Genomic DNA, 26,128 nt, shown 5'->3' with positions numbered 1-26,128 from the left:
AAAAAACCCCGATCCCTAAAGGGACGAGGTTTATGTATCGCGGTACCACCCTTATTAGTGCATAAACAAAAAAACTTCTGCACTCACTTCATTAAAAATAACGGCTCTTCACCGGAACATTTTTCGGACATTCTGTCTTCCCAATGCCAACTCGAAAGGTGAATTCACTTAAGCAGTGCCATAAAAATGCTTTCAGTCAAGGCATTTTCTCCCTGGATATGGTTAACTTTAAGCTACTACTCTTTGTCATCGTTGTTTTCATTATAAAATTCTGTTTTATTATATTATAATTCTTCGGCCGTTTCAAATCGATTTTCGTAAATGGTACATTAAAATCCCGGCAGCGATCCCCACATTCAAAGATTCACTTTTTCCGTAGATGGGAATATAGAGGTTTTTAGTCGTTTTCTCCAGTAATTCCTTCGATACCCCTTGACCTTCATTACCGACCAGCAGGGCAAATCGGGAAGACTTTTCCACTTCTTCAAATGGCGATGCCCCTTCTAATGCCGTGCCATAAACCGGTATGCCGCTTTGCTTAAGCTCATCGATGATTTCGGATAGGTTCCCTTTAATGACAGGCATATGGAAGAGGCTCCCTTGCGTCGAACGGACCACTTTGGGATTATACAAGTCAGCACACCCTTCCCCAAGGATGACCGCATCGATTCCCGCTGCATCCGCTGTCCTGATCATCGTTCCAATATTCCCAGGATCTTGGACGGCATCGATCAACAATAATTTCTCCGGATTGATGGACGCCATGCTCGTTGATTTCTGTTCACAAACCGCAGCAATTCCCTGCGGTGCTTCGGTATCGCAAATCGCCTTCATAATATCATTTTTCACATAAATGAGTTCTGTGCCTTCCACCTTAAAATGGGCAGGCATTTCAGTTTCTTCATTGATGATCACTTCCAAGACGATTTCCTCTTTTAAGGCTTCTTCAACTAGGTGAAAACCCTCGACTAAATATTTACCTGTTTTATCTCGTTCTTTTTTCGTCAAAAGTTTTTTCCATTGCTTAACTTGCGGGTTTTTTACGGATTCGATATATTTCAAGGGTAAACGCTCCTTTAACTTCACACTGATTTTCCTATTATAACGCAATTCACATACATATTGCATGCGAGTTTGTGAAATGCTATTAATGTCAGTCATTATGTGTTAGAGGAGGAATAATTATGAATTTAAACTTACGTAATGCGATCATCCAAAATGTATCTGGAAATACGCAAGAGCAGCTGGAAGACACGATTGTCGATGCCATACAAAATGGCGAGGAAAAAATGCTTCCTGGATTGGGAGTATTATTCGAGGTCATCTGGCAAAATTCATCCGAGCAGGAAAAACAGGAAATGATCACTGCCCTCGAAGCAGGATTAAAAAAATAACAGCCTTCAAAGGCTGTTATTTTTTTAATCTCGCCTCGCCAGCCTTCAGTTCTTCGATGGAGACTTCTTCTTCAAGCAGCAAGATGAATTTCTTTGCTTTCACTTCTTCAAGCATCGCTTTTGTCTCCGCAAAAGAGTAGCCGTATTTCGTGAAAAAGCTGCGTAAATCTCCAGATCCTTCATCTGTGAAGTAATGGAAGATTTTCAAAAAAAGAGTATCCTCCTTATCCTGATTGGCGATGATCAGTATATCCGTATGTTCATTTCCAAGCTGCACATTATTTTTTATATCAGCTGCCACTGTCATTTGGGTGCCAGATACGCCTTTTGCTTTTAAGTCTGAAATTGCAGCAAGTAGTTCCGGATTAGAGTCAAAAACACCATATACGTTTTTTTCCATGTTTCTCCCCCTCCTTGTTACTCTACTTATAATAAAATTCCTTTGTCATTATACCTTGCAGCATTATCAATAAACAAGCAAATAGTCTATGGAGACGAACAAGGGAACCCTCTGCCTAAAGGTTTTTTTAAAAATAACAGCCTGTAGCAAACTCTAAGAAAATCGAGGTTGCTTGCGGTCCTATTAAAAAGGCTGTTTTCACATACTTTGTTGCTATTTACCAGGTAGTGAGTTGTGGTTGATTTCCCCTCCAGATGCTCGCTTTCCTTGGTGCGGGCGGTGAGCCTCCTCGGCGTAAACGCCTGTGGGGTCTCACCTCTCCCGCTGCTTCCGCAGGAGTCTCGCACTTCCGCTCCAATCAACCTTAAATAGTTTCGTATTAAAAACAACAATCTTTACGAAAAGAGCCATTAAAAAAAGTTCCACTCCCTTTCCGTCGACTGTCTCACAAGCCAAAGCAAACGGCTGGGTGTCTCAGCTAGACAGTGATTTCGGCAGGAGTCTCGCAAATTTCTTCAATCTAAGTAAACAAACAAAAACAGCCTTATGCAGGCTGCTCTTGTTGCGGTATTACAAATTGTCGGTATTGATTCGATTTTTGATGTATTCATCTTGTAAGCCTTCCTCTTGCTGTCCGCTGGCTGTCGGTCCCGCGGTCCGATCCAGTGATCCTTGAGCGTCCAGGTTTTTGTCAGCATCGTCTGCAAACGGGTTGCTTGCCAGTGTTCCTTCATGAATCCCTGGTTTTTGCTTCTTGAATTTTTCTGTGGAATTCCCCCAGATTTCCCTTTCTTGAGCTCGCTTCATATCCAGCTCTTCATTTTCATAGATATTGGCGGAATTTCCGTGAAGCTCTTGGCTTCTTCCTGGCTGTGCTTCCATTTCGCTTGTTTGATAGGCATTCGCGGTTGTTTCCGGAAAAAGGTTCGGGTCCGGATTGTTCACCACCCCTGTTTTAAGCGGATTCTCTGCAGGTGCGTCCGTATCCTCGATGCGATTGGAAGTTATGTTCTCACGTGCTGTTACGGTTTCCGATTCATCTAAAAGAATGAGGAATTTTCCAGCCTCCACTTCATTTATATAAGCAGTTGCTTCACTATCGGCAAGCCCTAGCTCACCTAGACGGTTCCTTATATCTTCGGAACCCTCGTTCAGGAAAAAGTGTTTCATTTTATCAATGAAGGATTCCTCGTTAGAGTTAGTAACGACTTCGACATCCGGATCATGCTTTTCATTAACGAAATCCAAATCTTCTTTCTTATCAGCCATTACCGTTATTTCCCCTTCATGAACCCCCTTTTCCTTGAGGGATTGTATAGCCTGGATCATTTCTCTTTCCGTATTAAAAACACCATATAACGTTTTTCCCATGCATATTCCTCCTCCTTTCCGATATTTCTTCTTATGTGTATTTATACCCTGATGGGTGCCAATTAAACAAAAAGGTTTGCCTTCCCTAAGCTCGGACCTTTAATCGGTCTAAAAACCAAAAGGAAACCTGCAGTTTTAAAACTGCAGGCCATTTCCTTCACTCTTAGAAGCGGTCGGTTCTACGTTCAGTTGCCTTTTTCTCATTCACGATCGATTCATCTGTACTATCAAGCTGGATATCTTCCTTTTTAAGAGTATCCTGAACTTGTTCCGTTTCTTGTACAGCATGTTTCTTGATGACAATTTCATCGGTGACAACCGGTTTTTTCGAAACTTCCAGTTTTTCTTCAACAACCGGGATTCGTAATGTTTCCCCATCTTCAATGGTTCCGGTTTCCCGATCCGCTTCACGTCCTGAAACCGATCTATGCTCAACTGTCACTTCTTCGTGTTCAACAGGGACATTGATCGTTTTATGCTGTTCATTGACTTCTTTATTAATGACGACTTCTCCTGTCTGAACTCTTTCTTTGTCAATGTTCAGCTGTTCTTCCCGAAGTGTAAGTGTCCTTTCATCTTCTGGCAATTCACGGCCTTGTCCGTTGACTCCATAAACATCTTCTTTATTTAATGCATCAGTTTTTTCCGTGCCATTATATAATGGGTTGGTGGAGTTAGTATCAAGCCTTGTACCGGCAGTGTCCATTGTTCCGGTCGTGAATTTATCTCTTGCCGTTCCAAGATGGCCTTCACCTTCTTCAACCAGAACCAGGACTTTTCCATTTTCTACATCAAAGACATGTTCAGCCGCATCGCTATTCGAAAGTCCTGCATTAGCCAATCTTGTTGAAAGGTCTGCCGTATCTTCCGGCATAAAGAAACGTGCCACCTTGTCCATAAACGATTCGTCGTTAGGAACATTCGTCATTGTGTGAACATCCGTTTCCCGTTGATGGTTCGTGAAATCCAATGTTTCTTCCTTATCTGCGACGACCGTAATATCGTCCCCTTCAAAACCCTTTGCCTTAAGTGCATTAATTGCTTGGATCACTTCTGCATTTGATTCATATACTCCATATACTGTTTTATTCATTTTACATTCCTCCTTAGGTTTTGTTGTTTCGTTTAGTGGATGCTATATATAAACAATACCCGCCATGTTCCTAAGTAAACGAGGAATCCATATTTCATTTTTGTTATATCATTTACAATTCGTTCTCAGCACAGAACGCATTTTTAATTGAAATCCAAGCTTTACAAGGGTTTCCCCCTTTATAAAAATGTAATGTTTAACCAAATCATGCCATTTCGTTTTTTCAAATAATGCTTGTGATCTTTTTTCTTCTATTATAACGCCACAGCCTTTATTAGCAGGTCCGCAATATGCACCGCTTTTGTGCATTCCCCCAAGTTTTCCCGCTCGATCCCCAATTGCATTTGCAACAGGCAGCCAGGGTTTGCCGTGACAACAATATCGGCCTGTGTCGATTTCGTGTGCTCCATTTTAGAGTCGAGAATGTTCATGGACATCTCTGATTCAACAATATTATATATCCCAGCTGAGCCGCAGCAGCGATCGGCATCCTTCATTTCCCTGAAATCGATTCCTTCTATTGATTGAAGGAGAATTCGCGGAGCCGAGGAGGTGTTCATCACATTCCGTAAGTGACAGGAATCCTGGAAAGTTACGGATTGAGCTGGAAGTTTCAGGCGAACTTTTTCCTGAAAACGCAAATCAACAAGGATCTGGCTGATATCTTTCAACTTATTTTTAAATGAGATTGCACGGTCATGCCATTCCGGTTCATCTTGGAGCAGATGATCATAATCTATGAGAAAAGCGCCGCAGCCACCGGCATTCGTAATGATATAATCAACTTCCTCCGTTTCAAAGGCTTCAATATTACGCTTGGCCAGTTGCTTTGCACCTGCTTTTTCACCACTGTGACCATGCAGCGCACCGCAACAGGCCTGGGATTTCGGTATCACGATTTCACATCCGGCCAGCTGAAGAAGCTTTAGTGTGGCCTTGTTCGTTTCCAAAAACATCGTATCCATCAAGCAGCCGGAAAAGAAAGCCACCTTTTTGAGCGGCGTTCCGATTGCAGGCAGCTCGGTTGGCCTATTTTTCATTTCTGCTTTTTTCGGGACTTTCGGCAGCACTTTTTCCATGGCTGCCAAATTATCCGGTAGCATGTTGAGGACTCCCGTTTTACGGGCCATGTATTGCAGACCTGATTTCTGATAGAAGCCAAGCAAGCTTGTCATGGTCTGCATTCGCTCCTGGTGCGGGAATAGTCCACTAAAAACGGCCTTGCGAATCGTTTTAACAGGGAAGCTGTGTTTTTTATTCTGATGGATGATATCCCTTGCTTCTTCAAGAAGGTGTCCGTATTTCACACCTGAAGGGCACACAGGTTCACAAGCCCTGCAGCCGAGGCAAAGACTCAACGACCGTTCTACATCCCTATCTGGCTCAATCACGCCATCCGCCACCGCTTTCATAAGTGCAATCCGGCCCCTTGGTGAGTGGGATTCCTTCAGCCCCGATTCTATGTATGTCGGGCAATGGGGTAAGCAAAAACCGCAGCGCATACAATTCAACAATTCATCTTCATTCATTTTTTCCGCGAATTGAATGGCAATGGTTTCCCTTTCCTGAACTGTCGTCATGAAGAAACCACCACCCTTTTCCTGGTTTCCTTGGCAAATACTTTGCCGGGATTCATGATGTTATTGGGATCGAAAGCCTGTTTAATCGCCCTCATGGCATCAATCCCTTCTTTCTTCAGTTTCCATTCAAGATACGGGGCCTTCATCGCTCCTACACCATGTTCACCGGTAATCGTCCCGCCAAGGTCGATAGCCGCGGCAAAAATGTCGGCGAAAGCGAGCTCCACCCTCTCCATTTCCTCATGATTACGAGCGTCGGTAATGCATGTCGGATGGAGGTTCCCATCCCCAGCATGACCGAACGTGCAAATGTCCACGTTATGCTTGTCAGCGATCTCATTAATCGCTCTAACCATTTTGGCAATTTCCGAGCGAGGAACGGTGGCATCTTCCAAAATGGTCGTCGGCTTGAGGCGTGCCAATGCGGAAAGTGCTGTCCGTCTTGCCGTTTTCAAGGCGACAGCGTCAGATTCCGTTTCGGCAATTTCCACGGAAACCGCCTTTTCCTCTAGACAGATATCGGCCATCCTTTTCATATCACGTTCCACCACTTCAGGCGGACCATCCTGTTCAATCAGCAGGACGGCTTCCACATTGGTAGGCAAACCGATTTTCGCGAAGTCCTCGACCACGATCAACGTCGGCCGATCCAGAAATTCCAATGTCACAGGAATGATCTTATTTGAAATGATCTTGGCCACTGACTGTGCTGCAGCATCCAGATCTTGATATAAGGCAAGCATCGTCTTAGTCGTTTCCGGCATTGGAATCAGCTTTAAGGTCGCTTCCGTAACGATGCCCAAGGTCCCTTCCGATCCGACAAAAAGTTTCGTTAAATCATATCCGGCTACATCTTTGGCAAGCTTGCCCCCTGTTCGAATGATGTCCCCATTCGGAAGGACCACTTCAAGCCCGATGACATAATCACGGGTGACTCCATACTTTAAGCCTCGCAGTCCACCAGAATTCTCATTAATGTTGCCGCCAATCGTGGAGATTTTCATCGAACTTGGATCCGGCGGATAAAACAACCCCTTCTCTTCAACTGCTGAAATCAATTCCAAAGTGATGAGCCCAGGCTGTACGGTCGCCGTTAAGTTCTCCTCATCTATTTCAAGTAATGAATTCATTCGATTGAATAAAAGGACAAGCCCCCCCTCTGTCGGGCATGTGCCTCCGCTTAAATTCGTCCCAGACCCGCGCGGAACGATCGGAACATTGTATTCGTTGCAAACTTTGACGATGGCTGCGACTTCAGCTGTGCTGCCCGGTTTGATGACAGCATCCGGCAACGCTTGAAATCCAGGCGTTGCATCATATGAATAGACTAGACATTCCACTTTCGAGTCATCGTAATTCTCCTGACCGACGATGGCAAGAAGTAGCTGCTTAACCTGCTTTGTTAACATGTACATCCTCCTCATATAAACATAGGAAATTCTAGATTTTTTATATGATGTAAGTATAAGAAAAAAAACACTCGGCCTTCTATGTATGAACATATAAAGTTTTGAGCTTTTCATAGAATTAATTTGTATGTTTATCCAATACACTTAATGCTAGATACATCATGACTAAATCGGCTGGCTTCCTAGGGTTCAGCCGGGTCAAATCCTCAATGCGCTTGAGCCTGTAATGGAGGGTATTGATCTGGATATGCAGGGCTCTAGCCGTCTCTTTTAAAGATAGATCACATGCAAAATACATGGTAAGGGTTTTAAGCAGCTCCTCATTAGGTAGCAACTCCTGAATCGTCCGGGATAAATATTCCTGTCTTGTTTCAGCGGTAACTTCATCAAGCAGGACCTCAAGTTTCAAGTCCTCGTCAAATATGATACCTGATGAAGAAGACGCGATTTTCAAGGAACGTTCCGCTTTAAAAAACGCTGACCTGAAAGCGGATCCTGATGCACGCGAACTAACTCCTGCACACACTTTATAACCCGAACTCTCTTCCAGCTTTTTTTGCAGTTTACTTAGTTTCATATATTGCTGGTTTTTTGAACCGATGAAATCGGCCATTGAAAGAATGACGAATCGGTTCCTCCCCCAACGTACTGCGATGTCATTGGGATGCTGCTGTCTTATGAATATCTGAAGCGTTCTCCATACATGAGGTTCAATGATTTCCTCAGTCTTGAATTCACCAAGGGTGATGATCCGGTCCGCATGAACATCGACCCCAAGTAACTTGGCCTTCTGAAGGAAGTGCTCATTGAACGTCTGCAGCTGATGCCATTCAAATACAAAGAATTCCATCAGACGTGATTGGGATTCTGCTTGTTCAATATGATAGCTTTCCTGAATGAACATCTCCGTCATCTTTTTTAATAGTTCCGCATAAGGGGAAACATGTTTGGGGTCACCTGTAATTCCAATGACACAAACGGCTTCCTGATTAAAGAAAATAGGCAGGTTTATCCCTGCCTTCACTCCTTTCCAACTTCGTTCATCCTGTTTATTGATGATCAATTTCTCACGATTGTTGAAAGCGTGGATGGCTCCTTCATGAAAAGATCCAATACGGCTGCCATCGGTGCTGGCGATAATCATGCCGGCATGGTCAATAATGATGATCTCCTCATCAATCAGTTTTCGAACCTCATGCACCAATTTCCCTGCAACAGCTGCCAATTGCATGATATGTCCTCCTTTTTTGAATGGACTTGAAAATATTTCGAGGCTCCCCGATGAAAAGGGAGCCTCATTCTACTTATGGAATCATCCAGGAAAGGACGCCATTTTGCAAGAAGGTAATCACACAAACAAGCAGCAATAAAAATAAGCTATGTTTAAGCGTGAATCTCAATAATTCCGATTCCCTGCCCGCCAATCCTACGGCAGCACAAGCTATCGCTATCGATTGGGGGGAAATCATCTTTCCGGTGACCCCTCCAGAAGAGTTCGCCGCCAGTGCCAGAACCGGTTCCATCCCCACTTTAAGCGCAGTCACTTTCTGCAGACTGCCAAATAAGAGGTTGGCTGATGTATCCGATCCGGTAATGAACACACCTAGCCAGCCGAGAACAGGTGCGAAGAACGGAAATAAATCACCCGATTTTGCCAGGGTCATCCCTAATGTTGTCGACATGCCTGAAGCATTCGTCACATAAGCAAAAGCAACCACGGTAGAAATCATCAAGATTGGTTTGGCCAACTCTTTCATCGCTTCAACAAAGGTGCCATAAAAGTCTTTTGAAGACATGTGTGCGATGAACTTCGTTACGATGGCAGCCAGTAAAATGGCCGTCCCGGCTGCTCCGAGCAGTTCTATTTTATAAAAAGCAGCAATCGGCAATCCATTACTTCCGATTATCTCATTATGCAGACCTGGAACTTCGATTTGGAAGGTTAATAGTTTCCCGATTTCATTGATTCCGCCAAGCAGCACATTGTTGCCTTCATAATGTCCGGATAGTGCCGGCTTTATTGGGTTCATCCCCCATATTGTGATGAAAAGCGTTAACAGAAGGAATGGTGACCAAGCATAGAATATCTGCCATTTCGTGTATTTTGTTTCCGCTTCGGCTGTATATAATGGCTCGACAGCAGCTGCCGTTTCCTCTGATGCAAAGCGAAAGATCGTCTTAGGTTTCCAGAATTTAAGGAAAATCGCCAAAGCAAACAGTGACACTAACGCGGATAGGATGTCGGGTAATTCGGGCCCAAGAAAATTCGAACTTAAGTATTGTGTGATGGCAAAGGAAATTCCGGAAACCAAAATTGCCGGCAAAACCTCAAGCGACCTTTTCCACCCAGTCATGATTAAAATGAGATAAAGCGGAATGAAAGCAGAAAGGAATGGCAATTGGCGGCCGACCATTTTGGAAATCTCCATGGCCGCTATGCCAGTAGGGCCTTCCATGGCGATGATCGGTATTCCGACCGCCCCGAACGCTACGGGAGCGGTATTCGCGATCAAACAAATCCCGGCTGCATATAGCGGATTAAAGCCGAGACCGACTAAAAGCGCGGCTGAAATGGCGACCGGCGCTCCAAATCCCGCAGCACCTTCTAAAAAGGCCCCGAAAGAAAATGCCACCAATAATGCCTGGAGGCGCCGGTCTTCCGTAAGCGAAAGCACAGAAGAACGAATGATATTGAATTGCCCGCTTTTAACAGTCATCTTGTACAAAAATACGGAAGTGATGATTATCCATCCAATTGGGAGCAGCCCATATACGCCTCCTTGTGAAGCGGACATCACTGCTTTTCCTGCAGGCATTCCATATATCAATACAGCCACTGCAAGAGCTACAAGCAACGTCGTTATACCTGCCATGTAACCTTTCATGCGTTTGATGGTAAGCGCCCAGAAGAAGTAAAGAATTGGAATGAGTGCGGCAAGAGATGATAAAACTAAATTATCGGTGATAGGTGTAAAGTTTTGTGTCCATGTCATTCATTTCGACTCCTTTTACTATTGACTTTTTTAAAAATTCAGAAATCAAACGCTAATTGAAACCCCTTACATATCCAAATATTCAAAGTCATCAGATGACTTGATGAGTACTCATTTAAATTAAATGATTGAAAATATAAAAGCAAGATTTTTTTTATTTTTTGTTGATTTTTTAACTCTTCTGGAAGTGTCAAAGATCATTTGTGTTATATAATATTAACTAGAGAAACTCATAGAAAATAGAGGTGCTACTACTTGGTATATAAAAAAATAAAGCCGAAAAAAATTTATGAAGAAGTCAGCGATGAACTTTATGAAATGATTCGGTCAGGCAGCCTGAAACCAGGTGAACAATTGGATTCCATTCAGCAGCTTGCGGAAAATTTCCAAGTCGGGCGCCCGGCCATCCGCGAAGCATTAAGTGCATTGAGTTCAATGGGCCTTATTGAAATAAAACAAGGTGAAGGAACATTCGTCAAAACCTTCGACCCCGCCATCATGAACCACCCCTTGTCTGCCGCCCTTTTGATGGATCAAGACAATATCAAGCATTTACTGGAAGTCCGGAAAATCCTTGAGTCCGGTACGGCGGAAGTGGCAGCGAAGAAGAGAACGGAAGAAAACCTTATCGAACTTAAGGACATGCTTTTTAATATGGAAAAGGTCTCGGATGATGAAGAACTTAGTGATAAAGCGGATATCTCCTTCCATGTTGCCGTGGCAAATGCATCACAAAATGAGTTGCTGATTACATTGATGAATCATGTTTCAGAATTAATGACGGAAAAGATGCGTGATATCCGTCGGGCTGCGCTTTATTCCGAAGAGATGACACTCAAGCAGCTTTACCAGCAGCATGTCAGGATATATGATGCAATCGTGGCACAGGATGAGGACGGAGCCCGCAGTGCCATGCTGTTTCATCTTCAAAGCGTCGAGGAATCGCTGGACCGGGTCATCCAAAAAAATCAGCAAAAGAATCATTGACATTCCTTTAAATTTCAAAAATACCCTATACAAAAAAGGATTAAATTGATATATTATTTTGAAAACGATTACTTCATTTAAAAAATCTTGGAAATTGGTATCTTCTCTTAGCCATTTCCTTTTTCCATTTTCTGGTCATCAGATGACCTGTTAACCTATTTTGAAAAAGGAGGAGTTCAGATTGAAAGTTACTCTCTTTGCAACATGTTTAGTGGATTTGTTTCAATCCAATGTCGGCAAAGCGACAGTGGAGCTACTCGAGAGATTAGGCTGTGAGATCGATTTCCCGGAGTCCCAGATATGCTGCGGACAGCCGGCATATAATAGCGGGTATACGAAGGAATCGAAGGAAGCAATGAAAAAGATGATTAAAACGTTCGCGGATGCTGAATACGTCGTAACCCCTTCCGGTTCCTGTGCAGCGATGTTCAAAGAATATCCGGTACTTTTCAAAGGTGATGCCGTATGGGAAAAGAAAGCGGCATCATTAGCGGCTAAAACATATGAATTGTCCCAATTCATCGTGGATGTCTTAAAAGTGACCGACGTCGGGGCTACCCTCAAGGGAAAGGCCACTTATCATACTTCATGCCATATGACACGGCTGCTTAAGGTGAAGGAAGCACCTGCCATTTTATTAAGCCATGTCAGGGGGCTGGAAATGACACCACTTCCGGATGCCCAAAACTGCTGCGGGTTCGGGGGGACCTTTTCGGTTAAGATGGGTGACATTTCCGGACAAATGGTCGAGGAGAAGGTATGCAATATTGAAGAAACCGGTGCCGACTTTTTAATCGGCGGGGATGCAGGATGTTTGATGAATATCGGCGGACGGATCCAAAGGAAGGGGCAACCGGTGAAGGTCCTTCACATTGCGGAAGTCCTGAATAGCATTTAAAGAAAGCGAGGAGGGAAAAACTTATGGCTATGAAAACCAGCTCTGCCAAATTTAAAGACCGGGTGGATGAAGGAATACATAATGACTTTATGCGATTGGCCGTATCCAGTGCCCAAGAACGATTACACGGACGGCGGCTGACTGCCGTTGATGAATTGGGAAGCTGGGAGGATTGGCGTTCCCTTGGGGAAGAAATTCGGCAGCATGTGCTCAGTAACCTTGATTTCTATTTGCACCAGCTTGCCGAAAACGTTTCGAAAAGGGGCGGTCATGTCTTCTTCGCTGAAACCGCTGAACAAGCAAGCGGCTACATTAAGGATGTCATTGTAAAAAAGAATGCCAAAAAGGTCGTTAAATCCAAATCGATGGTTACGGAAGAGATCAATTTGAATGCAACTCTTGAGGCAGTTGGCCTCGATGTCGTTGAAACGGACCTTGGAGAATACATTTTACAAGTGGATGATCATGATCCCCCTTCCCATATCGTAGCACCTGCGCTCCATAAAAATAAAGAACAGATCAGGGATGTTTTTAAAGAAAAGCTTGCCTATACGCAAACCGAAAAACCGGAAGAGCTTACCGCCCATGTGCGGGGCATTCTGCGGAAAGATTTCTTAAGCGCCGATGTGGGCATTACCGGCTGTAATTTTGCGATTGCGGAAACGGGCTCGATCGGATTGGTGACGAATGAAGGAAATGCCGATTTGGTCACTGCCCTCCCAAAAACGCAAATCACCGTGATGGGAATGGAACGGCTTGTACCTACATTCGATGAATTCGAAGTCCTTGTCAGCTTATTGACAAGAAGCGCTGTCGGCCAAAGATTGACCAGTTACATCACCGCACTTACCGGTCCGCGTGATGAAGGTGATGTAGACGGACCCGAGGAGTTTCACCTTGTGATCGTGGATAATGGACGCTCCTCCATCTTAGGAACTGAGTTTCAATCCGTTCTTCAATGCATTCGCTGTGCTGCCTGTATAAATGTCTGCCCGGTCTATCGCCAGGTTGGCGGTCATTCATATGGTTCAATTTACCCCGGACCAATCGGCGCTGTGCTTTCACCCTTACTCGGAGGATATGATGATTTCAAGGAACTGCCGTATGCCTCCACTCTTTGTGCAGCCTGTACAGATGCCTGTCCGGTAAAGATTCCTCTCCACGATTTACTGAGGAAACATCGTGAAGTCATCGTTGAAAAGGAAAAAATGGCGCCGTTTTCAGAAAAGATGGCCATGAAGGCCTTTGGGATTGGTGCGGCATCGCCTATGCTTTATAAATTCGGCTCCAAAATGGCCCCATCAGCGATGTCACCTTTTAAAACGGGGGATATCATCTCGAAAGGCCCGGGACCGCTCAAAACTTGGACAGAAAGCCGCGAGTTCCCTGCTCCAGGGAAAGAGAGCTTTCGGGACTGGTTCAAAAATCGGGAAAAAGGAGGGAAACCATCATGAATGGAACCATCCATAATGAAGGGGAATTTTTAAACAATATAGCCAAAAACCTGGGAAGGGCTCCTATTACGGAAGGCATCTCCGTTCCGGAATGGAAGCATGCCCCCCAAAAAGAAGTTTTGAAACATGCGACACAAAATGATCTTGTCGCGGAATTGAAGGAGCAATGTAAACGGGTGCATACTCAATTTCACCTTACCGACTCCAAGCAAGTGGTGTATTGCTTAACAAAGGTGATCGAGGAACTTGGAAACGGACCCGTGATCATCCCTAAGGACGGTCGATTTTCCGAGTATGGGTTAGAGGGCATCTTAAAGGAAAATGATGTCCATATATGGGATCACCAAGCCGGGAATGAAAATATCGAAAAAGCAGAATGTGCTAACATCGGAATCACATTCAGTGAGATGACACTAGCAGAATCAGCGACCGTCGTCTTGTTCAGCGACAAGGATCACGGCCGTTCCATCAGCTTCCTTCCTTCCTGCCATGTTTCCATCATTCCGAAAAGCACCATCGTTCCGCGAATGACCCAGGCTGCTGCGGCCATCCGTTCAAAAGTTACCCGGGGCGAAGTCGTTCCTTCCTGCATCAATTTCATAACAGGGCCGAGCAATTCGGCTGATATTGAAATGGACCTTGTCGTCGGCGTCCATGGACCCATCAAAGCCGTCTATATAATTGTCGAAGACAAGTAGAAATAAGAAAAAGAAAATGGAGAGGACCTATATTAGGCCTCTCCATTTTTAAATTACTATATTACTCGTAAATGATCCGATCAACCGCTTCGCGATCGAGGCGTTTAATCACTTCGACAATGAGCTTGACTGCATTCTCATAATCATCCCTGTGAAGCATTGCTGCGTGTGAATGAATGTAGCGTGTGGCAATTGTGATCGCCAGGGCGGGAACACCATTTGCCGTTAAATGGATGGAGCCTGCATCCGTCCCGCCGCCAGGAATCGATTCATATTGATAAGGAATATTCATTTCATCAGCCGTGTCGGTGACGAAATCGCGTAATCCCTTATGTGCCACCATCGATGAATCATAGATGACGATTTGCGGGCCTTCCCCCATCTTGCTCATCGCTTCTTTTTCGGAAACCCCCGGTGTATCACCAGCAATGCCGACATCGACGGCAAAACCGATATCCGGCTGAATTTTGAATGTGGATGTTTTGGAGCCACGCAGGCCGACCTCTTCTTGCACTGCGCCAATTCCATAAACTACGTTAGGATGGTCGCTGTCTTTCAGCTGTTTAAGCACATCAATGGCGATTGCACAGCCAATTCGATTGTCCCAGGCTTTGGCGAGCAGCATCTTTTCATTATTCATAACCGTGAATTCAAAATATGGCACAACCATATCCCCCGGCTTGACGCCCCATTCCTTAACCTCTTCTTTGCTGGATGCACCAATATCAATGAACATATCCTTAATATCAATCGGCTTCTTCCGCGCTTCCGCTGACAGGATATGTGGCGGCTTGGAACCGATAATGCCCGTTATATCACCTTTACCCGTAACGATCGTCACGCGCTGGGCCAGCATTACCTGTGACCACCAGCCCCCTACCGGCTGAAAACGCAAAAATCCCTTATCATCAATTTGGGTGATCATGAAACCGACTTCGTCCATATGCCCGGTAACGATGATTTTCGGTCCGTTTTCATCTCCCGTTTTCTTGGCGATCAAACTTCCCAGCCCATCTGTCGATATTTCATCCGCAAATGGTGTTATGTATTCGGTCATCACTTTTCTTACTTCACTTTCATTTCCTGCAATGCCTTTAGCATCCGTTAAGTCAGCAAGCATCTTTAACGTTTCATCCAATTGAGCCATTCCCTTACCTCCTTATAACTTACATTACAAGAATAATTATACAGACAAACGATTTCATAAACAATCAGTAGCCTTGCTTTTGCCTTTCGTAATTGACTTCATTTTTGCTTACATATGCTTTTTCCACATCCGCTGCCGAAAATCCGAGCAACTCCCCTAAATGTAAATACGCAGTAAAAACCTTTTGGTAAGATGAACCTGTCAACTGTGTGCGAAATTCACTGATGTAGCCGTAAATGGCAGTAAATTGAACTGTCAAATCCTCCTGATGCATCTTTAGGGCAGATGGAACTTCCGGTACAAAACCCCGTTCGATGCCGAGTGACAAAATGAAATGAATGCCATCCACATATTCAGCCAAAATCGTTTCTTTATCAGAGGGTCCTTTAAGGCTCCAGAATTTAAAACATCTTGTTTCATTGGCAAGCTCTCCAAGCTCCACTAAAAGAGCAAGTATCTTCCGTTCCACCAAGTCTTCCGCACCCAAATCATGCTTGGATTGTATATGCTCATCCAAAGCCGCCTGCATTTCCATTAATTTACTTATGTTCATTTTCATCACTTCTTTCCTTCGTCTTCCCCTAAATTATATCAAATAAATGAAACTTATTAAAAACCCATACGTAAATGAAAGGGAATCACTCTGTTTAAGGAGGTATCTCCATGGTATTGATCATGCGGTTCATTCTTTTGGCTCTCATCATTTTCTTAATCTATACAGTCATTAAATACCTATTTAATCCGAAAAGAAAATTAGAGCTGGCACATGAACAGAAAAAATTCTTTCTGCTCGACGATACAGCCAATATACGAAAGAATTTTTTATTGACGTACAACGGGGTGATGTTTGAAGGGGAAAAGTATTTAGGGACGACGGAACGCTCCTTCGAGGTCATCTCCATCTTCATTTGGCCTAAAAAAGTGGCAGGACTGAAAGGCTTGAAGCGAAATGATTTCTTGAAAATCGAGGCAGCCATAAAAAAACAATACCCGGATGCCGTTATTGATTGGAAGAGCCCGGTCAAGGAGTTCTTACAAAATTGAAAAAATCACGCATAATGAAGAGCCTTGAGGAAAATGGACTCAAGGCTCTATATTAATCATCTGAACGAAAAAATTCCTTCCAGGGGACGACCGTCTGCTTCTCTCTCAATAAATAGATCAATAAGGTTAAGGATAATAAAATGATGACGATCAGCGTGGGACTGAAATCTGCAATATAGTGGCCAAAAACAGTGTATACGAATGCTACAGGAAGATTGGTCATGAAGGATAGGTAAAAATAATTTTTCAGCCCTTTATTGGATTCCAATAAACAAAGCGACAATAAATAAAAGTGTATGAATGGTATTAGCCTGAGTACTGCAATTTGCCGGCTGTTCAGTTTTCGGTTACCAAACAGCTTATTCTTAAGCCGCAGCAGCCTTTCCTTTGTTTTCGGAAATTTGCCTATCACGAAATAAAAGGCCATGCTGGAAAGCGTCAAACCGATTACCGAATAGATGGTTCCAAAAGCAGCCCCGAATAATACTCCTCCAGACATGCAAACCACAATGACGGGAATGAATAAAAATTGCCTTAATAAATGAAAAGTGATAAAAATCAACGGTGCAAACACGCTTCCAGATTGAACGTAGCTCATCACAAGTGTCAGTTTATCATTCATGCTCTCCCTCCAGCTACTCTTTGCTGCTTCTACAAGCATATACACTATACGGGCTACTTATTACAATTGAATGAATACCTTAATCAATAAGCCTATCTGCAGAATCATCAATATAGGCAGACCCCACTTAAAAGCGGCATGCTTCGTCTTATGGCGGAATTGCTTCATCCCCAAAAAGGACCCAGTCCCTCCTCCTATGACAGCCCAAAACCATAGTGTCTTTTCGCTGATCCGGTACTCCCCATTACGCGCTTTCCTTTTGTCGATTCCCATTAAGGCAAAACCGATGATGTTCGTGATGATCATATAAGCAGCAATGAACCATACTCCTTGCATTCCCATTCCCTCCTTTAAATATGTAAAAAGCCACCCTCTTGAAAAGAGAGTGGCGGTATCAGTCAGACTTATTTGTCTAATTGTTGTTTAGCAGCAGTTGCTAATTGAGCAAAAGCTTGTTCGTCAGCAACAGCAAGATCAGCAAGCATTTTGCGGTTCACTTCGATACCAGCAAGCTTTAGGCCATGCATTAAACGGCTGTAAGAAAGACCGTTGATGCGTGCTGCAGCGTTGATACGAGTGATCCAAAGTTTGCGGAAATCACGTTTCTTTTGACGACGGTCACGGAAAGCATAGTTTCCTGACTTCATTACTTGTTGGTTAGCTACTTTGAAAAGAATATGTTTCGCGCCATAGTAACCTTTAGCTAATTTTATTACCTTTTTACGACGTTTGCGAGTAACAGTACCGCCTTTTACACGTGGCATGTTATTTCCCTCCTATTTAACTCGATAAATCGAACTTATTTAATGTTGTCTAGCATATGACGAATACGTTTGAAGTCACCTTTGCTTACAAGGCTAGCTTTGCGAAGCTTACGCTTTTGCTTAGTAGATTTGTTAGCAAATAAATGGCTTGTGTAAGCGTTAGAACGCTTAAGTTTGCCGGATCCAGTCTTTTTGAAACGTTTAGCAGATCCGCGGTGAGTTTTCATTTTAGGCATAAGGTATTCCTCCTCATTACAAATTACTTTACAATTACTTTTCGTTTTTCGGTGCTAAGATAATGAACATGCTGCGCCCGTCCATTTTTGGGTGTTGCTCGATTGTAGCCACTTCTTTACATGCTTCAGAAAAACGAACGAGTACACGTTGACCAATTTCCTTATGCGTAATGGCACGTCCTTTGAATCGGATAGAAGCTTTTACTTTATCGCCTTTTTCAAGGAATTTAATACCGTTGCGAAGCTTCGTATTGAAATCATGCTCTTCAATCGTCGGGCTCAAACGAACCTCTTTCAGACTGATGACTTTTTGATTTTTACGTGCTTCCTTGTCTTTCTTTTGCTGCTCGAAGCGGTGTTTTCCGTAGTCCATGATCCGGGCTACCGGAGGCTTTGCATTTGCAGCAACTAAAACTAGATCAAGATTTACACGAGCGGCAATTTCCAATGCTTCGAATTTCGTTTTAATTCCAAGTTGTTCTCCGTTTTGGTCAATAAGACGAACTTCACGGGCTCGGATGCCCTCGTTTACCATCGCGTCTTTACTAATAGTTAGCCACCTCCAAAGATATTGGCGAATACGAATATTTGAATAAATTCGGTCACGCTCACAACTCGCTTACAGGATATAATCATAATAAAAAAGTGTGGATGCATGTTGCACCCACACTTGATAGACTCATTCAGAAAGATCCAAATAATCAAATCATGACCTGTTAACTGCATTGTTTGCGTCAACCAGGTGAGAAGCGGGTGCTTCTTCTTTTCATCAAACACGTATTCAATTCACTTTAGAAATATATCATAAACACTGATGACTTGTCAAATGCTAAATTTTATTCGTTTTTCACAACAAAATTAATATTATCAGACATTCAGTTATTTGACAATACGTTTTTTAAAGTAATTTGGACAGAAAATATTCATCATGATACTTTCCATCAAAAAACAGTGATTCCCGCTTTATTCCTTCCTTTTCGAACCCCATCTTATGATACAAGGAAAGCGCAGGGGCGTTGTTTGCAATAACGGACAATTCCAGGCGCCGTATTTCGTTAGTCCGTGCATGCTCCTCCATTTTCTGAAATAGCTTCGTACCGATACCTTTTCCTCTACCCTTTTCATGGATGCCGATGACGATTTTGGCGGAATGCCTCGTTCGGCCCATCTGATTGCCCAATAAGATTAGGTAACCAGTCAACTCATTGCCGCTAGCGGAAACGAGGACAATGGAAAGGGGATTTTTTTCGATTTGCTCCAATTGCTTTTCCATTTGTTTCGCCGTAGCTTTTCTTTCCCCAGGGTTAAACAGCATATACCCGGAATCTTCTACATGATTGAACAGAGCAGCCAATTTACCCGCGTCTTTCCTTAAAGCCCTTCTAATCTCCATTTATCCCCATTCCCCCTTTAGTTACAGTCCATACTGGCCGAAGCCATCACATGTTAAGAGTCTTCTTTCGCCTTTTTCTTTTTCTCAATGGTGTCCCAAGAAAATAGGACTATCCAAAAAAGCAGGACCGGGACGATGGCATATTGTCGATAATCATCCAATAACAATAAGATGATGATGACAAGGAATGTCGGTCCGAATAGATAAGTAAATTTCTTTTTCATGCTGCCTCTCCTTTTCATTGCTGTACATATTTTCACATGATGGTTTCATTTTATCATGCCATGATTAAAAAGAGGGACACAACTATATGTGCCCCTCTTTTTGCTATTAACGGCTCACTTCCGCCTTAATCGCTGAAACGAAATCTTCAAATGCGATCGTTTCGGATTTTTGTTCACCGTATTTACGTACATTCACGCTGCCTTCTTTGGCTTCATTGTCTCCAACGACCAGCATATACGGGATTTTTTGCATTTGCGCTTCACGGATTTTGTAACCGATTTTCTCGTCACGTGTATCCAGGTCGACACGAATGCCTTGCGCTTTAAGTTTTTCCTGTACTTCTTTCGCATAATCCAAGTGCACTTCAGGTGAAACCGGGATCACCTGTGCTTGGATAGGTGCAAGCCAAGTAGGGAATGCCCCCTTGTATTCTTCAATCAAGTAAGCGACAAAACGTTCCATTGTGGAAACGACGCCGCGGTGGATAACAACCGGACGGTGCTGCTTGCCGTCCTCACCGACGTAATTAAGGTCAAAACGTTCAGGAAGCAAGAAATCAAGCTGAACAGTGGAAAGCGTTTCATCTTTCCCTAAGGCAGTACGCACCTGAACATCAAGCTTAGGACCGTAGAATGCCGCTTCACCTTCCGCTTCAAAGTAATCAAGACCAAGCTCATCCATGGCGCCTTTTAACATGCTTTGCGCTTTTTCCCACATGTCATCATCATCGAAGTATTTTTCTGTATCCTGAGGATCGCGATAAGACAGACGGAATGAATAATCCTTGATATCGAAATCTTTATAAACTTCCAGAACAAGGTTCACAACACGCTTGAACTCTTCTTTGATTTGGTCGGGGCGAACGAAAATGTGCGCATCATTCAATGTCATCCCACGTACACGCTGAAGGCCTGAAAGGGCACCTGACATTTCATAGCGGTGCATCAAGCCTAGCTCGGCAATCCGGATTGGCAGTTCGCGGTAGCTGTGGATGCTGTTTTTATAGACCATCATGTGATGCGGACAGTTCATCGGACGCAGGACAAGCTGTTCGTTTTCCATCTCCATGACCGGGAACATGCCGTCCTGGTAATGATCCCAGTGTCCGGATGTTTTATAAAGGTCCACGCTTCCCATTACAGGTGTGTAGACATGGTCATAGCCTAAACGTTCTTCCTTATCCACGATATATCTTTCGATTGTACGGCGAATTGTCGCGCCTTTTGGCAACCACATCGGCAGCCCTTGCCCCACTTTCTGTGAGCTCATGAACAAGTTTAGTTCTTTGCCGATTTTACGATGGTCACGTTCCTTGGCTTCTTCAAGGAGACGCAGGTGTTCGGCCAAATCTTCTTTTTTATAGAAAGCCGTACCGTAAATGCGTTGAAGCATTTTGTTTTTGCTATCGCCTCTCCAGTATGCTCCAGCGATGCTCAATAGCTTGAACTCTTTGATTTTCCCAGTTGATGGAACATGAATTCCACGACAAAGGTCAAAGAATTCACCCTGCTCATACAGTGTTACCTGCTGATCGGCAGGAATCGCATCGATCAATTCCAATTTATATTCGTCGCCGATTTCTTTAAAACGGGAAATCGCTTCATCACGACTCACTTCGATGCGGGAGATTGCCAAGTTTTCGTTGACGATTTTCTTCATTTCTTTTTCAATCAATGGAAGGTCTTCAGGAGTCAATGATTCCTCTAGATCCATATCATAGTAAAAGCCGCCTTCAATGACTGGCCCTACGCCGAATTTAGCGTTTTTGTACAAACGTTTGATCGCTTGTGCCATCAAGTGCGCTGTACTGTGACGCAATACTTCAAGAGCATCCGCTGCGTCCTGAGTGACGATTTCGATTGTACCATCTTGTTCAATCGGACGTTTTAAATCATATAATTCACCATTGAATTTTCCGGCAATGGATTTTTTCCTTAAACCAGGACTGATGGATGCAGCGATGTCTTCAGTTGTTGTGCCTTTAGCAAACTCCTTGACCGCTCCGTCAGGAAAAGATATTTTCAGTAGTTCTGACATTCAGTTTCACTCCTTCTTATTTGTTCGAACAAATTACAGGTTTTTGATTCCATTACAACACAAAAAAGCCCGCCCCTGTATAAAACAGGGACGAGCTTAGTAATAAATATCATTAACCCGCGGTTCCACCCTCGTTCCAGCTTGCTTTTCACGGCAAAATGGCACTTGTAACTTGGTAACGGCAGCTTCCCGTCAGCTCATATTCGCAGAATGCCTGCTTTCCGAGCCGAAGTTTAAAGGTGGTAAGTGTTCCATGCGAATAGGAAGCTTACAGCCTGTTGGCTTCCCTCTCTGATAATCGGCGACTAGAATACCCTTGTCCTCATCATAACTTTTAGTTTTTTAATAGTATGTAGGAAATTATAATTTGTTATACGTTGAAAATCAAGGTTAATTTTCTTTTTTCCACGAAAGTTCATTCAACTGCATAGAAAATGATGAAAGTGGCAAGATAGTCGCCCGTTCTTCGAAAATCCTTGAAATGGTCTGGATGAGCCCCTCTTCCTTGTCATCGGTATATATGCACAAGTTTTCAGGAGCAATCGATAAAAGCGGGGCAAGTATCACCGTATCGAGAAAAAGTGAGCTTTTGGCAAGAAGCCTCCTGTCAATCATACTATTGATTTTTGGACGGTCGAGTTTGCTGAATTTCTGATCATAGAAGTGAAAACCGTCCCGGTTGACAAGGTGAAGCTTTCTTAATTTCGTCTCCTGCCCTTGAAGGCAATCACGGAGCGTAGCAATGAAATTTTGATAGTCCTGTTCCAGCTTATATTCATCAATCGCCTTGACGACATACTTTTCCAAAGTGTGCTGAAACGATTTTAAACGGAAGGTCGTAAAAGAATCGAATGAAAAAGATACCTTTCCAGCCAAGATGCTTTGAAGTCCTTCCTCAATCAATCGTTTCTCCGTACTGAATGCTCCATCTTGATTCCTGGCTCTTTCCGCCTCGATGATGGATGATGCAATTTCAATGATGGCTTCAATTTCTTCCCGTTCCCTATAAAAAAATTTACCGACTATAATTTGCTCCAGAACAGGAAGCGTCTTTTCTTCCAATAAAAAAGAATGGAATGCATCACGAAGCAGAATTAGCCATTCATCACCTGAAGATTCCGTTATATCCACGTGCATGCCTTGTTGCGGAATAAATCGAATATATGCTTGAAATTCTGCCCCCAGTGGATGGACAGAAACGAAATTCAGTAATTTCATTGCCTCTGAATCATTTTGAAACAAAATTTGCACTACGACATCCCCCCTTCCCCCTTGCTTCTTTTTTCATGTATATGGGGATGGGGACGTGTTTAGAAGTAGGATGGGCCTTGTAAGAAGAAAAAAGTGACCTCCATTAAGAGACCACTTTTCTTCATCTTCTCCGATTCACGCCATCAAGCTTGACCGGCTCAGCTAAATATTGAATTCTTTCCAGTACCCGGGCCGCCTTCACTTCTTCTTTCTCACCGCGCTGTGAAAAGGTCAGGTGGTTCTCCAGGCCATTCATATCAAAATTCGAAGTGAAAAATGTCGGCAGGTTTTCCAGCATCCTAAATTGCAAAATCGGACCAAAAACCTCATCGCGTCCCCAGCTCGTCATGGATTCCGCTCCAATATCATCAAGCATGAGGATAGGTGCCGTTTTCACCATTTCAATTTTTTCATTGACCGTATTATCACCTATCGATCCCTTAAGTTCCCTCAAATAGTCAGGTACATAGACAATAAGGGAGGAAATTTGCCTTTTTGCAAGTTCATTGGCGATCGCACCTAATAAGTACGTTTTCCCAACACCGAATTTCCCATATATATACAAGCCTTTTTGCCTTTTACCCGGCTCATATTCCATAATGAACGACATCGCTTTACTTAGGACAGACAAGCGTTTGTTTTCATTATCCGTTTGGGTAAAATCTTCAATGCTGGCCTTTAAAATATCCTTCGGTACATACAGGCTGCGGATCAGCTTTTCCCGTTTCCGCTTTTCATCCTCTGCCAATTTCCTCGGGCAGACTTCATAATGCAGGTTCAGGGCTTTTCCTTGCACCACCAATTTAGGATAATACCCTTGCATCATATTGATGCAGCCATCCAAGCTCGGACATTTATCACACTTATTGCTCTGTGAAGTGAACTCATAAAGCTTCCCCAAGTTTTTATCAATCATTTCCTTCGTGACCGTCGAGCTGTTGGCATTCATGAATAACCGCACTTGTTCGTTTTCAAAAATCTCCTGTTTCAGCTTTTCATAACGCTGTTGAAATTGATTTGTATTGGCCAATTTATTAAGGGACCTATTAATCTTTTCCATCGTTCATTTCACCTCCCGCTTTCCACAGCTTCCATTTCTCCAGAAGTTCGCGTTTTTGGGCATCCAATTCAGGCTGTTCCGCATTCTGCTCCTGCTGTGCTTCTTCTTTTTTCTCAAGCCACTCAGGAACCACTTCTTCCCGTATCGCCTTTTTCCGGCTGCCCTTCGCAGAATTCCTGCTTCCTTGAGCCCAGTCCTGATATTTCCTATGTTCATTTTTGGCCAGTTCCATCGCCTCGACGACTGTTGAGACCTTTAGCCGTGCCCAATGGCCTGCCAGCTTTTCCACATAACCTTTCGTGAACTTCATATCCGTTTTGAGCATGACATATTCAATCAAGACATTGACGACACCCGGATTCAGCTTTTGGTTGATCATCACGCCCTCAACCACTTTCAAATCACCGCTTGACGGCTCTGCACCGCCAGACAATTGCATCAGCCGCTCCCTCGGGGAAATCGTCTCCAAATGACGGATTAACTCTTGTTCCTTTGTTTTCGGTTCTTCTTTTTGTGTCCGTTCACGAATTGGCTGCACCCGATTGACAAGGGAAGGCATATCGGCCTGCCGTTCGATCTGGTACCAGTCCCTTGCCGCCTTTCTAAGCAATTCCTCATCAATCTCATCATCCAATGAAACGGCATCCATTACTAGTTTTTGCATTTCCAGCGGATCAATGCCATATAAAAAAGCGAGTTTGGCAATCGTACTTTTTATTTTAGGAGTAAAAGCCTTTTTCGGCACAATCGAGGATTTCATCCCGGCAAATAAAAGGTCAAAATCGAATAAGTCATCAAACCCCGATGGCTCAACGCCTTCCGCCCGATCGATGTATTGCTGTTCAGGCACCGGTTTCCATTCGTTTTTCGCTTCATCCGTTACATATAAAGAGTCCAAATGGTCTGATGAGAATACTTCCGCAAAAGATTTAGTCACACCTTCATATTGATCGGTTAAGATATGGTCATCACAAAAGAACCTCTTTAACCGATTGAATTGAGCTTTACCGATTTTTTTGTATAAGTAAATATTCAGCATTCCATCCGTGAAAAACTGCTGGGGTGAAAGCGGCGGGTTTAACTCATAAATAAATTCCTTCGTTTCATTTTTCGATTTCTTATATACATTCAACAGGCCGATTCCTTCAAGTAAAAGGCGTGCTTCGTAAATATCACCTAACTTAAGGCCGATGGTATTCATTAATTGATAATGCGAGGAGGTTTCCGACCATAGCCTGTTTTCCTCCAACTCACTCCATAACGTCATATATAGGCTAATGCAGATAGGTCCAATAAGAGGTTGATATAGTCGGGTAAGTATTTTCCGATCATAATCATGAAGCAGCCCCGCAGATGAGACCAAATATGAATCAGCTGGGAGCAATTCTTGCCAATGCATTGACATCTCCATTCAAACCTTTCAAAAGATGTAGTGAAAAAAGAGCCAAAGTGAATCTTCAGCTCTACTTTCTTTCTTTATTTATTAAATCTTTCAGTTCATCAATAAAGACATTGATATCTTTAAATTGTCGATAGACGGATGCGAACCTTACATAGGCAACCTCATCGACTTCTGCCAGCTTGTCCATTACCATTTCGCCGACACTGTCGCTTTTCACTTCCGATATGCCCTGGTTGCGTAGTTCTTTTTCTACATAACTGGTAATTTGCTCTAGTTCTTTCAAGGGAACCGGACGTTTTTCGCAAGCCCTGATTAAGCCACGCAGGATTTTATCACGACTGAACTCTTCACGTGTCCCGCCCTTTTTCACTACAATAAGTGGTGTTTCCTCCACCTTTTCAAATGTCGTGAATCGAAAACCACATGCCTCACATTCACGGCGTCGTCGAATCGATTTACTTTCATCGACTGGCCTGGAATCGAGCACTCTTGTTCCGTTATATTGACATGATGGGCATTTCATCATTATCAGCTCCGTATTTTATGTAGGACTCCCCTATCTAAATGTTCCCCAAGGAATTACTTCTCTATCTTAATCTTATATTAAAAGGAACGGACAGTACAAGTAAAAAGTGTAACTTCCGGCAGCAGGCACTTTTTGTTCTGCCGT

Annotated in this window: 28 protein-coding genes and 2 other annotated features; of the genes, 6 read left to right on the top strand and 22 right to left on the bottom strand. The window is 43.5% G+C overall.

Annotated features, from left to right (window positions below; translation table 11 throughout):
- Positions 1 to 16 precede the first annotated feature (16 nt).
- Positions 17 to 259 (bottom strand) — a binding site (T-box leader).
- 44 nt (positions 260 to 303) lie between these two features.
- A complete protein-coding gene (locus tag AC2YHV_RS00275; RefSeq protein ID WP_063575524.1) occupies positions 304 to 1,062 on the bottom strand; it encodes a TrmH family RNA methyltransferase in 759 nt (252 codons plus the stop codon).
- Positions 1,063 to 1,184: 122 nt separating this feature from the next.
- Between AC2YHV_RS00275 and sspI the strand changes: the two genes are divergently transcribed.
- Complete coding sequence (sspI, locus tag AC2YHV_RS00270) at positions 1,185 to 1,394, top strand: small acid-soluble spore protein SspI (protein ID WP_034309032.1); 210 nt, start codon at positions 1,185 to 1,187, stop codon at positions 1,392 to 1,394.
- A gap of 16 nt (positions 1,395 to 1,410) precedes the next feature.
- Here sspI and AC2YHV_RS00265 read toward each other — a convergent pair whose 3' ends face one another.
- From AC2YHV_RS00265 to AC2YHV_RS00235, 7 genes are all read right to left on the bottom strand, one after another.
- The gene (locus tag AC2YHV_RS00265) at positions 1,411 to 1,794 is read right to left on the bottom strand and encodes a general stress protein (protein WP_063575523.1); all 384 of its coding nucleotides are present in this window, start codon (positions 1,792 to 1,794) and stop codon (positions 1,411 to 1,413) included.
- A gap of 570 nt (positions 1,795 to 2,364) precedes the next feature.
- Positions 2,365 to 3,165, bottom strand: a complete 801-nt coding sequence (locus tag AC2YHV_RS00260; RefSeq protein WP_487372371.1) for a general stress protein — start codon at positions 3,163 to 3,165, stop codon at positions 2,365 to 2,367.
- Positions 3,166 to 3,328: 163 nt separating this feature from the next.
- Positions 3,329 to 4,258 (bottom strand): YsnF/AvaK domain-containing protein, encoded by a 930-nt coding sequence (locus AC2YHV_RS00255; RefSeq protein ID WP_063575521.1) that lies wholly within the window; start codon positions 4,256 to 4,258, stop codon positions 3,329 to 3,331.
- A 254-nt stretch (positions 4,259 to 4,512) separates the two neighbouring features.
- Complete coding sequence (locus AC2YHV_RS00250; protein WP_063575520.1) at positions 4,513 to 5,838, bottom strand: (Fe-S)-binding protein; 1,326 nt, start codon at positions 5,836 to 5,838, stop codon at positions 4,513 to 4,515.
- Positions 5,835 to 7,247 carry a glycolate oxidase subunit GlcD gene (gene glcD, locus AC2YHV_RS00245; RefSeq protein ID WP_487372370.1) on the bottom strand — a complete coding sequence of 471 codons (1,413 nt, stop codon included), beginning with the start codon at positions 7,245 to 7,247 and terminating at the stop codon, positions 5,835 to 5,837. The genes AC2YHV_RS00250 and glcD overlap by 4 nt, the downstream gene beginning before the upstream one ends.
- A gap of 118 nt (positions 7,248 to 7,365) precedes the next feature.
- Complete coding sequence (locus AC2YHV_RS00240) at positions 7,366 to 8,478, bottom strand: PucR family transcriptional regulator (RefSeq protein ID WP_487372369.1); 1,113 nt, start codon at positions 8,476 to 8,478, stop codon at positions 7,366 to 7,368.
- A 73-nt stretch (positions 8,479 to 8,551) separates the two neighbouring features.
- A complete protein-coding gene (locus AC2YHV_RS00235; RefSeq protein WP_487372368.1) occupies positions 8,552 to 10,240 on the bottom strand; it encodes an L-lactate permease in 1,689 nt (562 codons plus the stop codon).
- Between the two features lie 255 nt (positions 10,241 to 10,495).
- On the opposite strand from AC2YHV_RS00235, the gene AC2YHV_RS00230 reads away from it, so the two are divergent.
- The 4 genes from AC2YHV_RS00230 (at position 10,496) to AC2YHV_RS00215 (ending at position 14,277) form a co-directional block, all read left to right on the top strand.
- Positions 10,496 to 11,227 (top strand): FadR/GntR family transcriptional regulator, encoded by a 732-nt coding sequence (locus tag AC2YHV_RS00230; protein ID WP_057276686.1) that lies wholly within the window; start codon positions 10,496 to 10,498, stop codon positions 11,225 to 11,227.
- Positions 11,228 to 11,408: 181 nt separating this feature from the next.
- On the top strand, positions 11,409 to 12,125 hold the full coding sequence (locus tag AC2YHV_RS00225; protein ID WP_057276687.1) for a (Fe-S)-binding protein: 717 nt from the start codon (positions 11,409 to 11,411) through the stop codon (positions 12,123 to 12,125).
- 23 nt (positions 12,126 to 12,148) lie between these two features.
- Entirely contained in the window at positions 12,149 to 13,579 is a 1,431-nt protein-coding gene (locus AC2YHV_RS00220; protein WP_095390756.1) for a LutB/LldF family L-lactate oxidation iron-sulfur protein, read from the top strand.
- A complete protein-coding gene (locus AC2YHV_RS00215; RefSeq protein WP_487372500.1) occupies positions 13,573 to 14,277 on the top strand; it encodes a LutC/YkgG family protein in 705 nt (234 codons plus the stop codon). Before AC2YHV_RS00220 ends, AC2YHV_RS00215 begins: the two co-directional genes overlap by 7 nt.
- Positions 14,278 to 14,338: 61 nt before the next feature.
- Here the strand turns inward: AC2YHV_RS00215 and AC2YHV_RS00210 are convergent, their stop codons facing one another.
- Together AC2YHV_RS00210 and AC2YHV_RS00205 are read right to left on the bottom strand one after the other, a co-directional pair.
- Positions 14,339 to 15,424, bottom strand: coding sequence for a M42 family metallopeptidase (locus tag AC2YHV_RS00210; RefSeq protein ID WP_134783682.1), 1,086 nt, complete (start codon positions 15,422 to 15,424; stop codon positions 14,339 to 14,341).
- A 64-nt stretch (positions 15,425 to 15,488) separates the two neighbouring features.
- Positions 15,489 to 15,977 (bottom strand): dUTP diphosphatase, encoded by a 489-nt coding sequence (locus AC2YHV_RS00205; protein WP_098184823.1) that lies wholly within the window; start codon positions 15,975 to 15,977, stop codon positions 15,489 to 15,491.
- A 110-nt stretch (positions 15,978 to 16,087) separates the two neighbouring features.
- Between AC2YHV_RS00205 and AC2YHV_RS00200 the strand changes: the two genes are divergently transcribed.
- A complete protein-coding gene (locus AC2YHV_RS00200) occupies positions 16,088 to 16,468 on the top strand; it encodes a hypothetical protein (RefSeq protein ID WP_048681192.1) in 381 nt (126 codons plus the stop codon).
- A gap of 52 nt (positions 16,469 to 16,520) precedes the next feature.
- Here the strand turns inward: AC2YHV_RS00200 and AC2YHV_RS00195 are convergent, their stop codons facing one another.
- The 12 genes from AC2YHV_RS00195 to nrdR all read right to left on the bottom strand — a co-directional run bounded on the left by AC2YHV_RS00195 (position 16,521) and on the right by nrdR (position 25,981).
- Positions 16,521 to 17,090 (bottom strand): TVP38/TMEM64 family protein, encoded by a 570-nt coding sequence (locus AC2YHV_RS00195; protein ID WP_057276691.1) that lies wholly within the window; start codon positions 17,088 to 17,090, stop codon positions 16,521 to 16,523.
- Positions 17,091 to 17,150: 60 nt separating this feature from the next.
- The gene (locus tag AC2YHV_RS00190) at positions 17,151 to 17,426 is read right to left on the bottom strand and encodes a DUF1294 domain-containing protein (protein WP_057276692.1); all 276 of its coding nucleotides are present in this window, start codon (positions 17,424 to 17,426) and stop codon (positions 17,151 to 17,153) included.
- Positions 17,427 to 17,494: 68 nt separating this feature from the next.
- Positions 17,495 to 17,854, bottom strand: coding sequence for a 50S ribosomal protein L20 (gene rplT, locus AC2YHV_RS00185; protein ID WP_034309067.1), 360 nt, complete (start codon positions 17,852 to 17,854; stop codon positions 17,495 to 17,497).
- 35 nt (positions 17,855 to 17,889) lie between these two features.
- Entirely contained in the window at positions 17,890 to 18,090 is a 201-nt protein-coding gene (gene rpmI / locus AC2YHV_RS00180) for a 50S ribosomal protein L35 (protein WP_034309070.1), read from the bottom strand.
- Positions 18,091 to 18,124: 34 nt separating this feature from the next.
- Complete coding sequence (gene infC, locus AC2YHV_RS00175) at positions 18,125 to 18,625, bottom strand: translation initiation factor IF-3 (RefSeq protein WP_034309072.1); 501 nt, start codon at positions 18,623 to 18,625, stop codon at positions 18,125 to 18,127.
- A gap of 98 nt (positions 18,626 to 18,723) precedes the next feature.
- Positions 18,724 to 18,861: a sequence feature (ribosomal protein L20 leader region), on the bottom strand.
- A gap of 127 nt (positions 18,862 to 18,988) precedes the next feature.
- The gene (locus tag AC2YHV_RS00170) at positions 18,989 to 19,483 is read right to left on the bottom strand and encodes an N-acetyltransferase family protein (RefSeq protein WP_487372367.1); all 495 of its coding nucleotides are present in this window, start codon (positions 19,481 to 19,483) and stop codon (positions 18,989 to 18,991) included.
- A 53-nt stretch (positions 19,484 to 19,536) separates the two neighbouring features.
- The gene (locus AC2YHV_RS00165; RefSeq protein WP_156404335.1) at positions 19,537 to 19,707 is read right to left on the bottom strand and encodes a hypothetical protein; all 171 of its coding nucleotides are present in this window, start codon (positions 19,705 to 19,707) and stop codon (positions 19,537 to 19,539) included.
- A gap of 106 nt (positions 19,708 to 19,813) precedes the next feature.
- On the bottom strand, positions 19,814 to 21,745 hold the full coding sequence (gene thrS / locus AC2YHV_RS00160) for a threonine--tRNA ligase (RefSeq protein ID WP_048681177.1): 1,932 nt from the start codon (positions 21,743 to 21,745) through the stop codon (positions 19,814 to 19,816).
- Between the two features lie 390 nt (positions 21,746 to 22,135).
- Positions 22,136 to 22,996 (bottom strand): sporulation protein YtxC, encoded by an 861-nt coding sequence (gene ytxC / locus AC2YHV_RS00155; protein WP_063575509.1) that lies wholly within the window; start codon positions 22,994 to 22,996, stop codon positions 22,136 to 22,138.
- Between the two features lie 121 nt (positions 22,997 to 23,117).
- Positions 23,118 to 24,056, bottom strand: coding sequence for a primosomal protein DnaI (gene dnaI, locus AC2YHV_RS00150; RefSeq protein ID WP_063575508.1), 939 nt, complete (start codon positions 24,054 to 24,056; stop codon positions 23,118 to 23,120).
- Positions 24,043 to 25,455: a replication initiation and membrane attachment family protein gene (locus AC2YHV_RS00145; RefSeq protein WP_487372366.1), complete on the bottom strand. Its 1,413-nt coding sequence runs from the start codon at positions 25,453 to 25,455 to the stop codon at positions 24,043 to 24,045. Before AC2YHV_RS00145 ends, dnaI begins: the two co-directional genes overlap by 14 nt.
- A 64-nt stretch (positions 25,456 to 25,519) precedes the next feature.
- Positions 25,520 to 25,981: a transcriptional regulator NrdR gene (gene nrdR / locus AC2YHV_RS00140; RefSeq protein ID WP_034309080.1), complete on the bottom strand. Its 462-nt coding sequence runs from the start codon at positions 25,979 to 25,981 to the stop codon at positions 25,520 to 25,522.
- Between the last annotated feature and the right edge of the window lie 147 nt (positions 25,982 to 26,128).

This window comes from Peribacillus sp. SRI_006 (genome assembly GCF_057586375.1).
This window is presented reverse-complemented; position numbering and strand designations above follow the sequence as displayed.

Excerpts from the sequence above, each read along its gene's own strand:
- rplT (WP_034309067.1), bottom strand. The coding sequence starts at position 17,854 with ATGCCACGTGTAAAAGGCGGTACTGTTACTCGCAAACGTCGTAAAAAG.
- AC2YHV_RS00240 (WP_487372369.1), bottom strand. The coding sequence starts at position 8,478 with ATGCAATTGGCAGCTGTTGCAGGGAAATTGGTGCATGAGGTTCGAAAA.
- AC2YHV_RS00235 (WP_487372368.1), bottom strand. The coding sequence starts at position 10,240 with ATGACATGGACACAAAACTTTACACCTATCACCGATAATTTAGTTTTA.
- AC2YHV_RS00260 (WP_487372371.1), bottom strand. The coding sequence starts at position 3,165 with ATGGGAAAAACGTTATATGGTGTTTTTAATACGGAAAGAGAAATGATC.
- glcD (WP_487372370.1), bottom strand. The coding sequence starts at position 7,247 with ATGTTAACAAAGCAGGTTAAGCAGCTACTTCTTGCCATCGTCGGTCAG.
- AC2YHV_RS00170 (WP_487372367.1), bottom strand. The coding sequence starts at position 19,483 with ATGGAGATTAGAAGGGCTTTAAGGAAAGACGCGGGTAAATTGGCTGCT.
- AC2YHV_RS00190 (WP_057276692.1), bottom strand. The coding sequence starts at position 17,426 with ATGCAAGGAGTATGGTTCATTGCTGCTTATATGATCATCACGAACATC.
- AC2YHV_RS00200 (WP_048681192.1), top strand. The coding sequence starts at position 16,088 with ATGGTATTGATCATGCGGTTCATTCTTTTGGCTCTCATCATTTTCTTA.
- AC2YHV_RS00255 (WP_063575521.1), bottom strand. The coding sequence starts at position 4,258 with ATGAATAAAACAGTATATGGAGTATATGAATCAAATGCAGAAGTGATC.
- AC2YHV_RS00210 (WP_134783682.1), bottom strand. The coding sequence starts at position 15,424 with ATGGCTCAATTGGATGAAACGTTAAAGATGCTTGCTGACTTAACGGAT.
- sspI (WP_034309032.1), top strand. The coding sequence starts at position 1,185 with ATGAATTTAAACTTACGTAATGCGATCATCCAAAATGTATCTGGAAAT.
- nrdR (WP_034309080.1), bottom strand. The coding sequence starts at position 25,981 with ATGAAATGCCCATCATGTCAATATAACGGAACAAGAGTGCTCGATTCC.
- thrS (WP_048681177.1), bottom strand. The coding sequence starts at position 21,745 with ATGTCAGAACTACTGAAAATATCTTTTCCTGACGGAGCGGTCAAGGAG.
- rpmI (WP_034309070.1), bottom strand. The coding sequence starts at position 18,090 with ATGCCTAAAATGAAAACTCACCGCGGATCTGCTAAACGTTTCAAAAAG.
- AC2YHV_RS00205 (WP_098184823.1), bottom strand. The coding sequence starts at position 15,977 with ATGAACATAAGTAAATTAATGGAAATGCAGGCGGCTTTGGATGAGCAT.
- infC (WP_034309072.1), bottom strand. The coding sequence starts at position 18,625 with ATGGTAAACGAGGGCATCCGAGCCCGTGAAGTTCGTCTTATTGACCAA.
- AC2YHV_RS00165 (WP_156404335.1), bottom strand. The coding sequence starts at position 19,707 with ATGAAAAAGAAATTTACTTATCTATTCGGACCGACATTCCTTGTCATC.
- AC2YHV_RS00250 (WP_063575520.1), bottom strand. The coding sequence starts at position 5,838 with ATGACGACAGTTCAGGAAAGGGAAACCATTGCCATTCAATTCGCGGAA.
- AC2YHV_RS00220 (WP_095390756.1), top strand. The coding sequence starts at position 12,149 with ATGGCTATGAAAACCAGCTCTGCCAAATTTAAAGACCGGGTGGATGAA.
- AC2YHV_RS00195 (WP_057276691.1), bottom strand. The coding sequence starts at position 17,090 with ATGAATGATAAACTGACACTTGTGATGAGCTACGTTCAATCTGGAAGC.
- dnaI (WP_063575508.1), bottom strand. The coding sequence starts at position 24,056 with ATGGAAAAGATTAATAGGTCCCTTAATAAATTGGCCAATACAAATCAA.
- AC2YHV_RS00145 (WP_487372366.1), bottom strand. The coding sequence starts at position 25,455 with ATGCATTGGCAAGAATTGCTCCCAGCTGATTCATATTTGGTCTCATCT.
- AC2YHV_RS00265 (WP_063575523.1), bottom strand. The coding sequence starts at position 1,794 with ATGGAAAAAAACGTATATGGTGTTTTTGACTCTAATCCGGAACTACTT.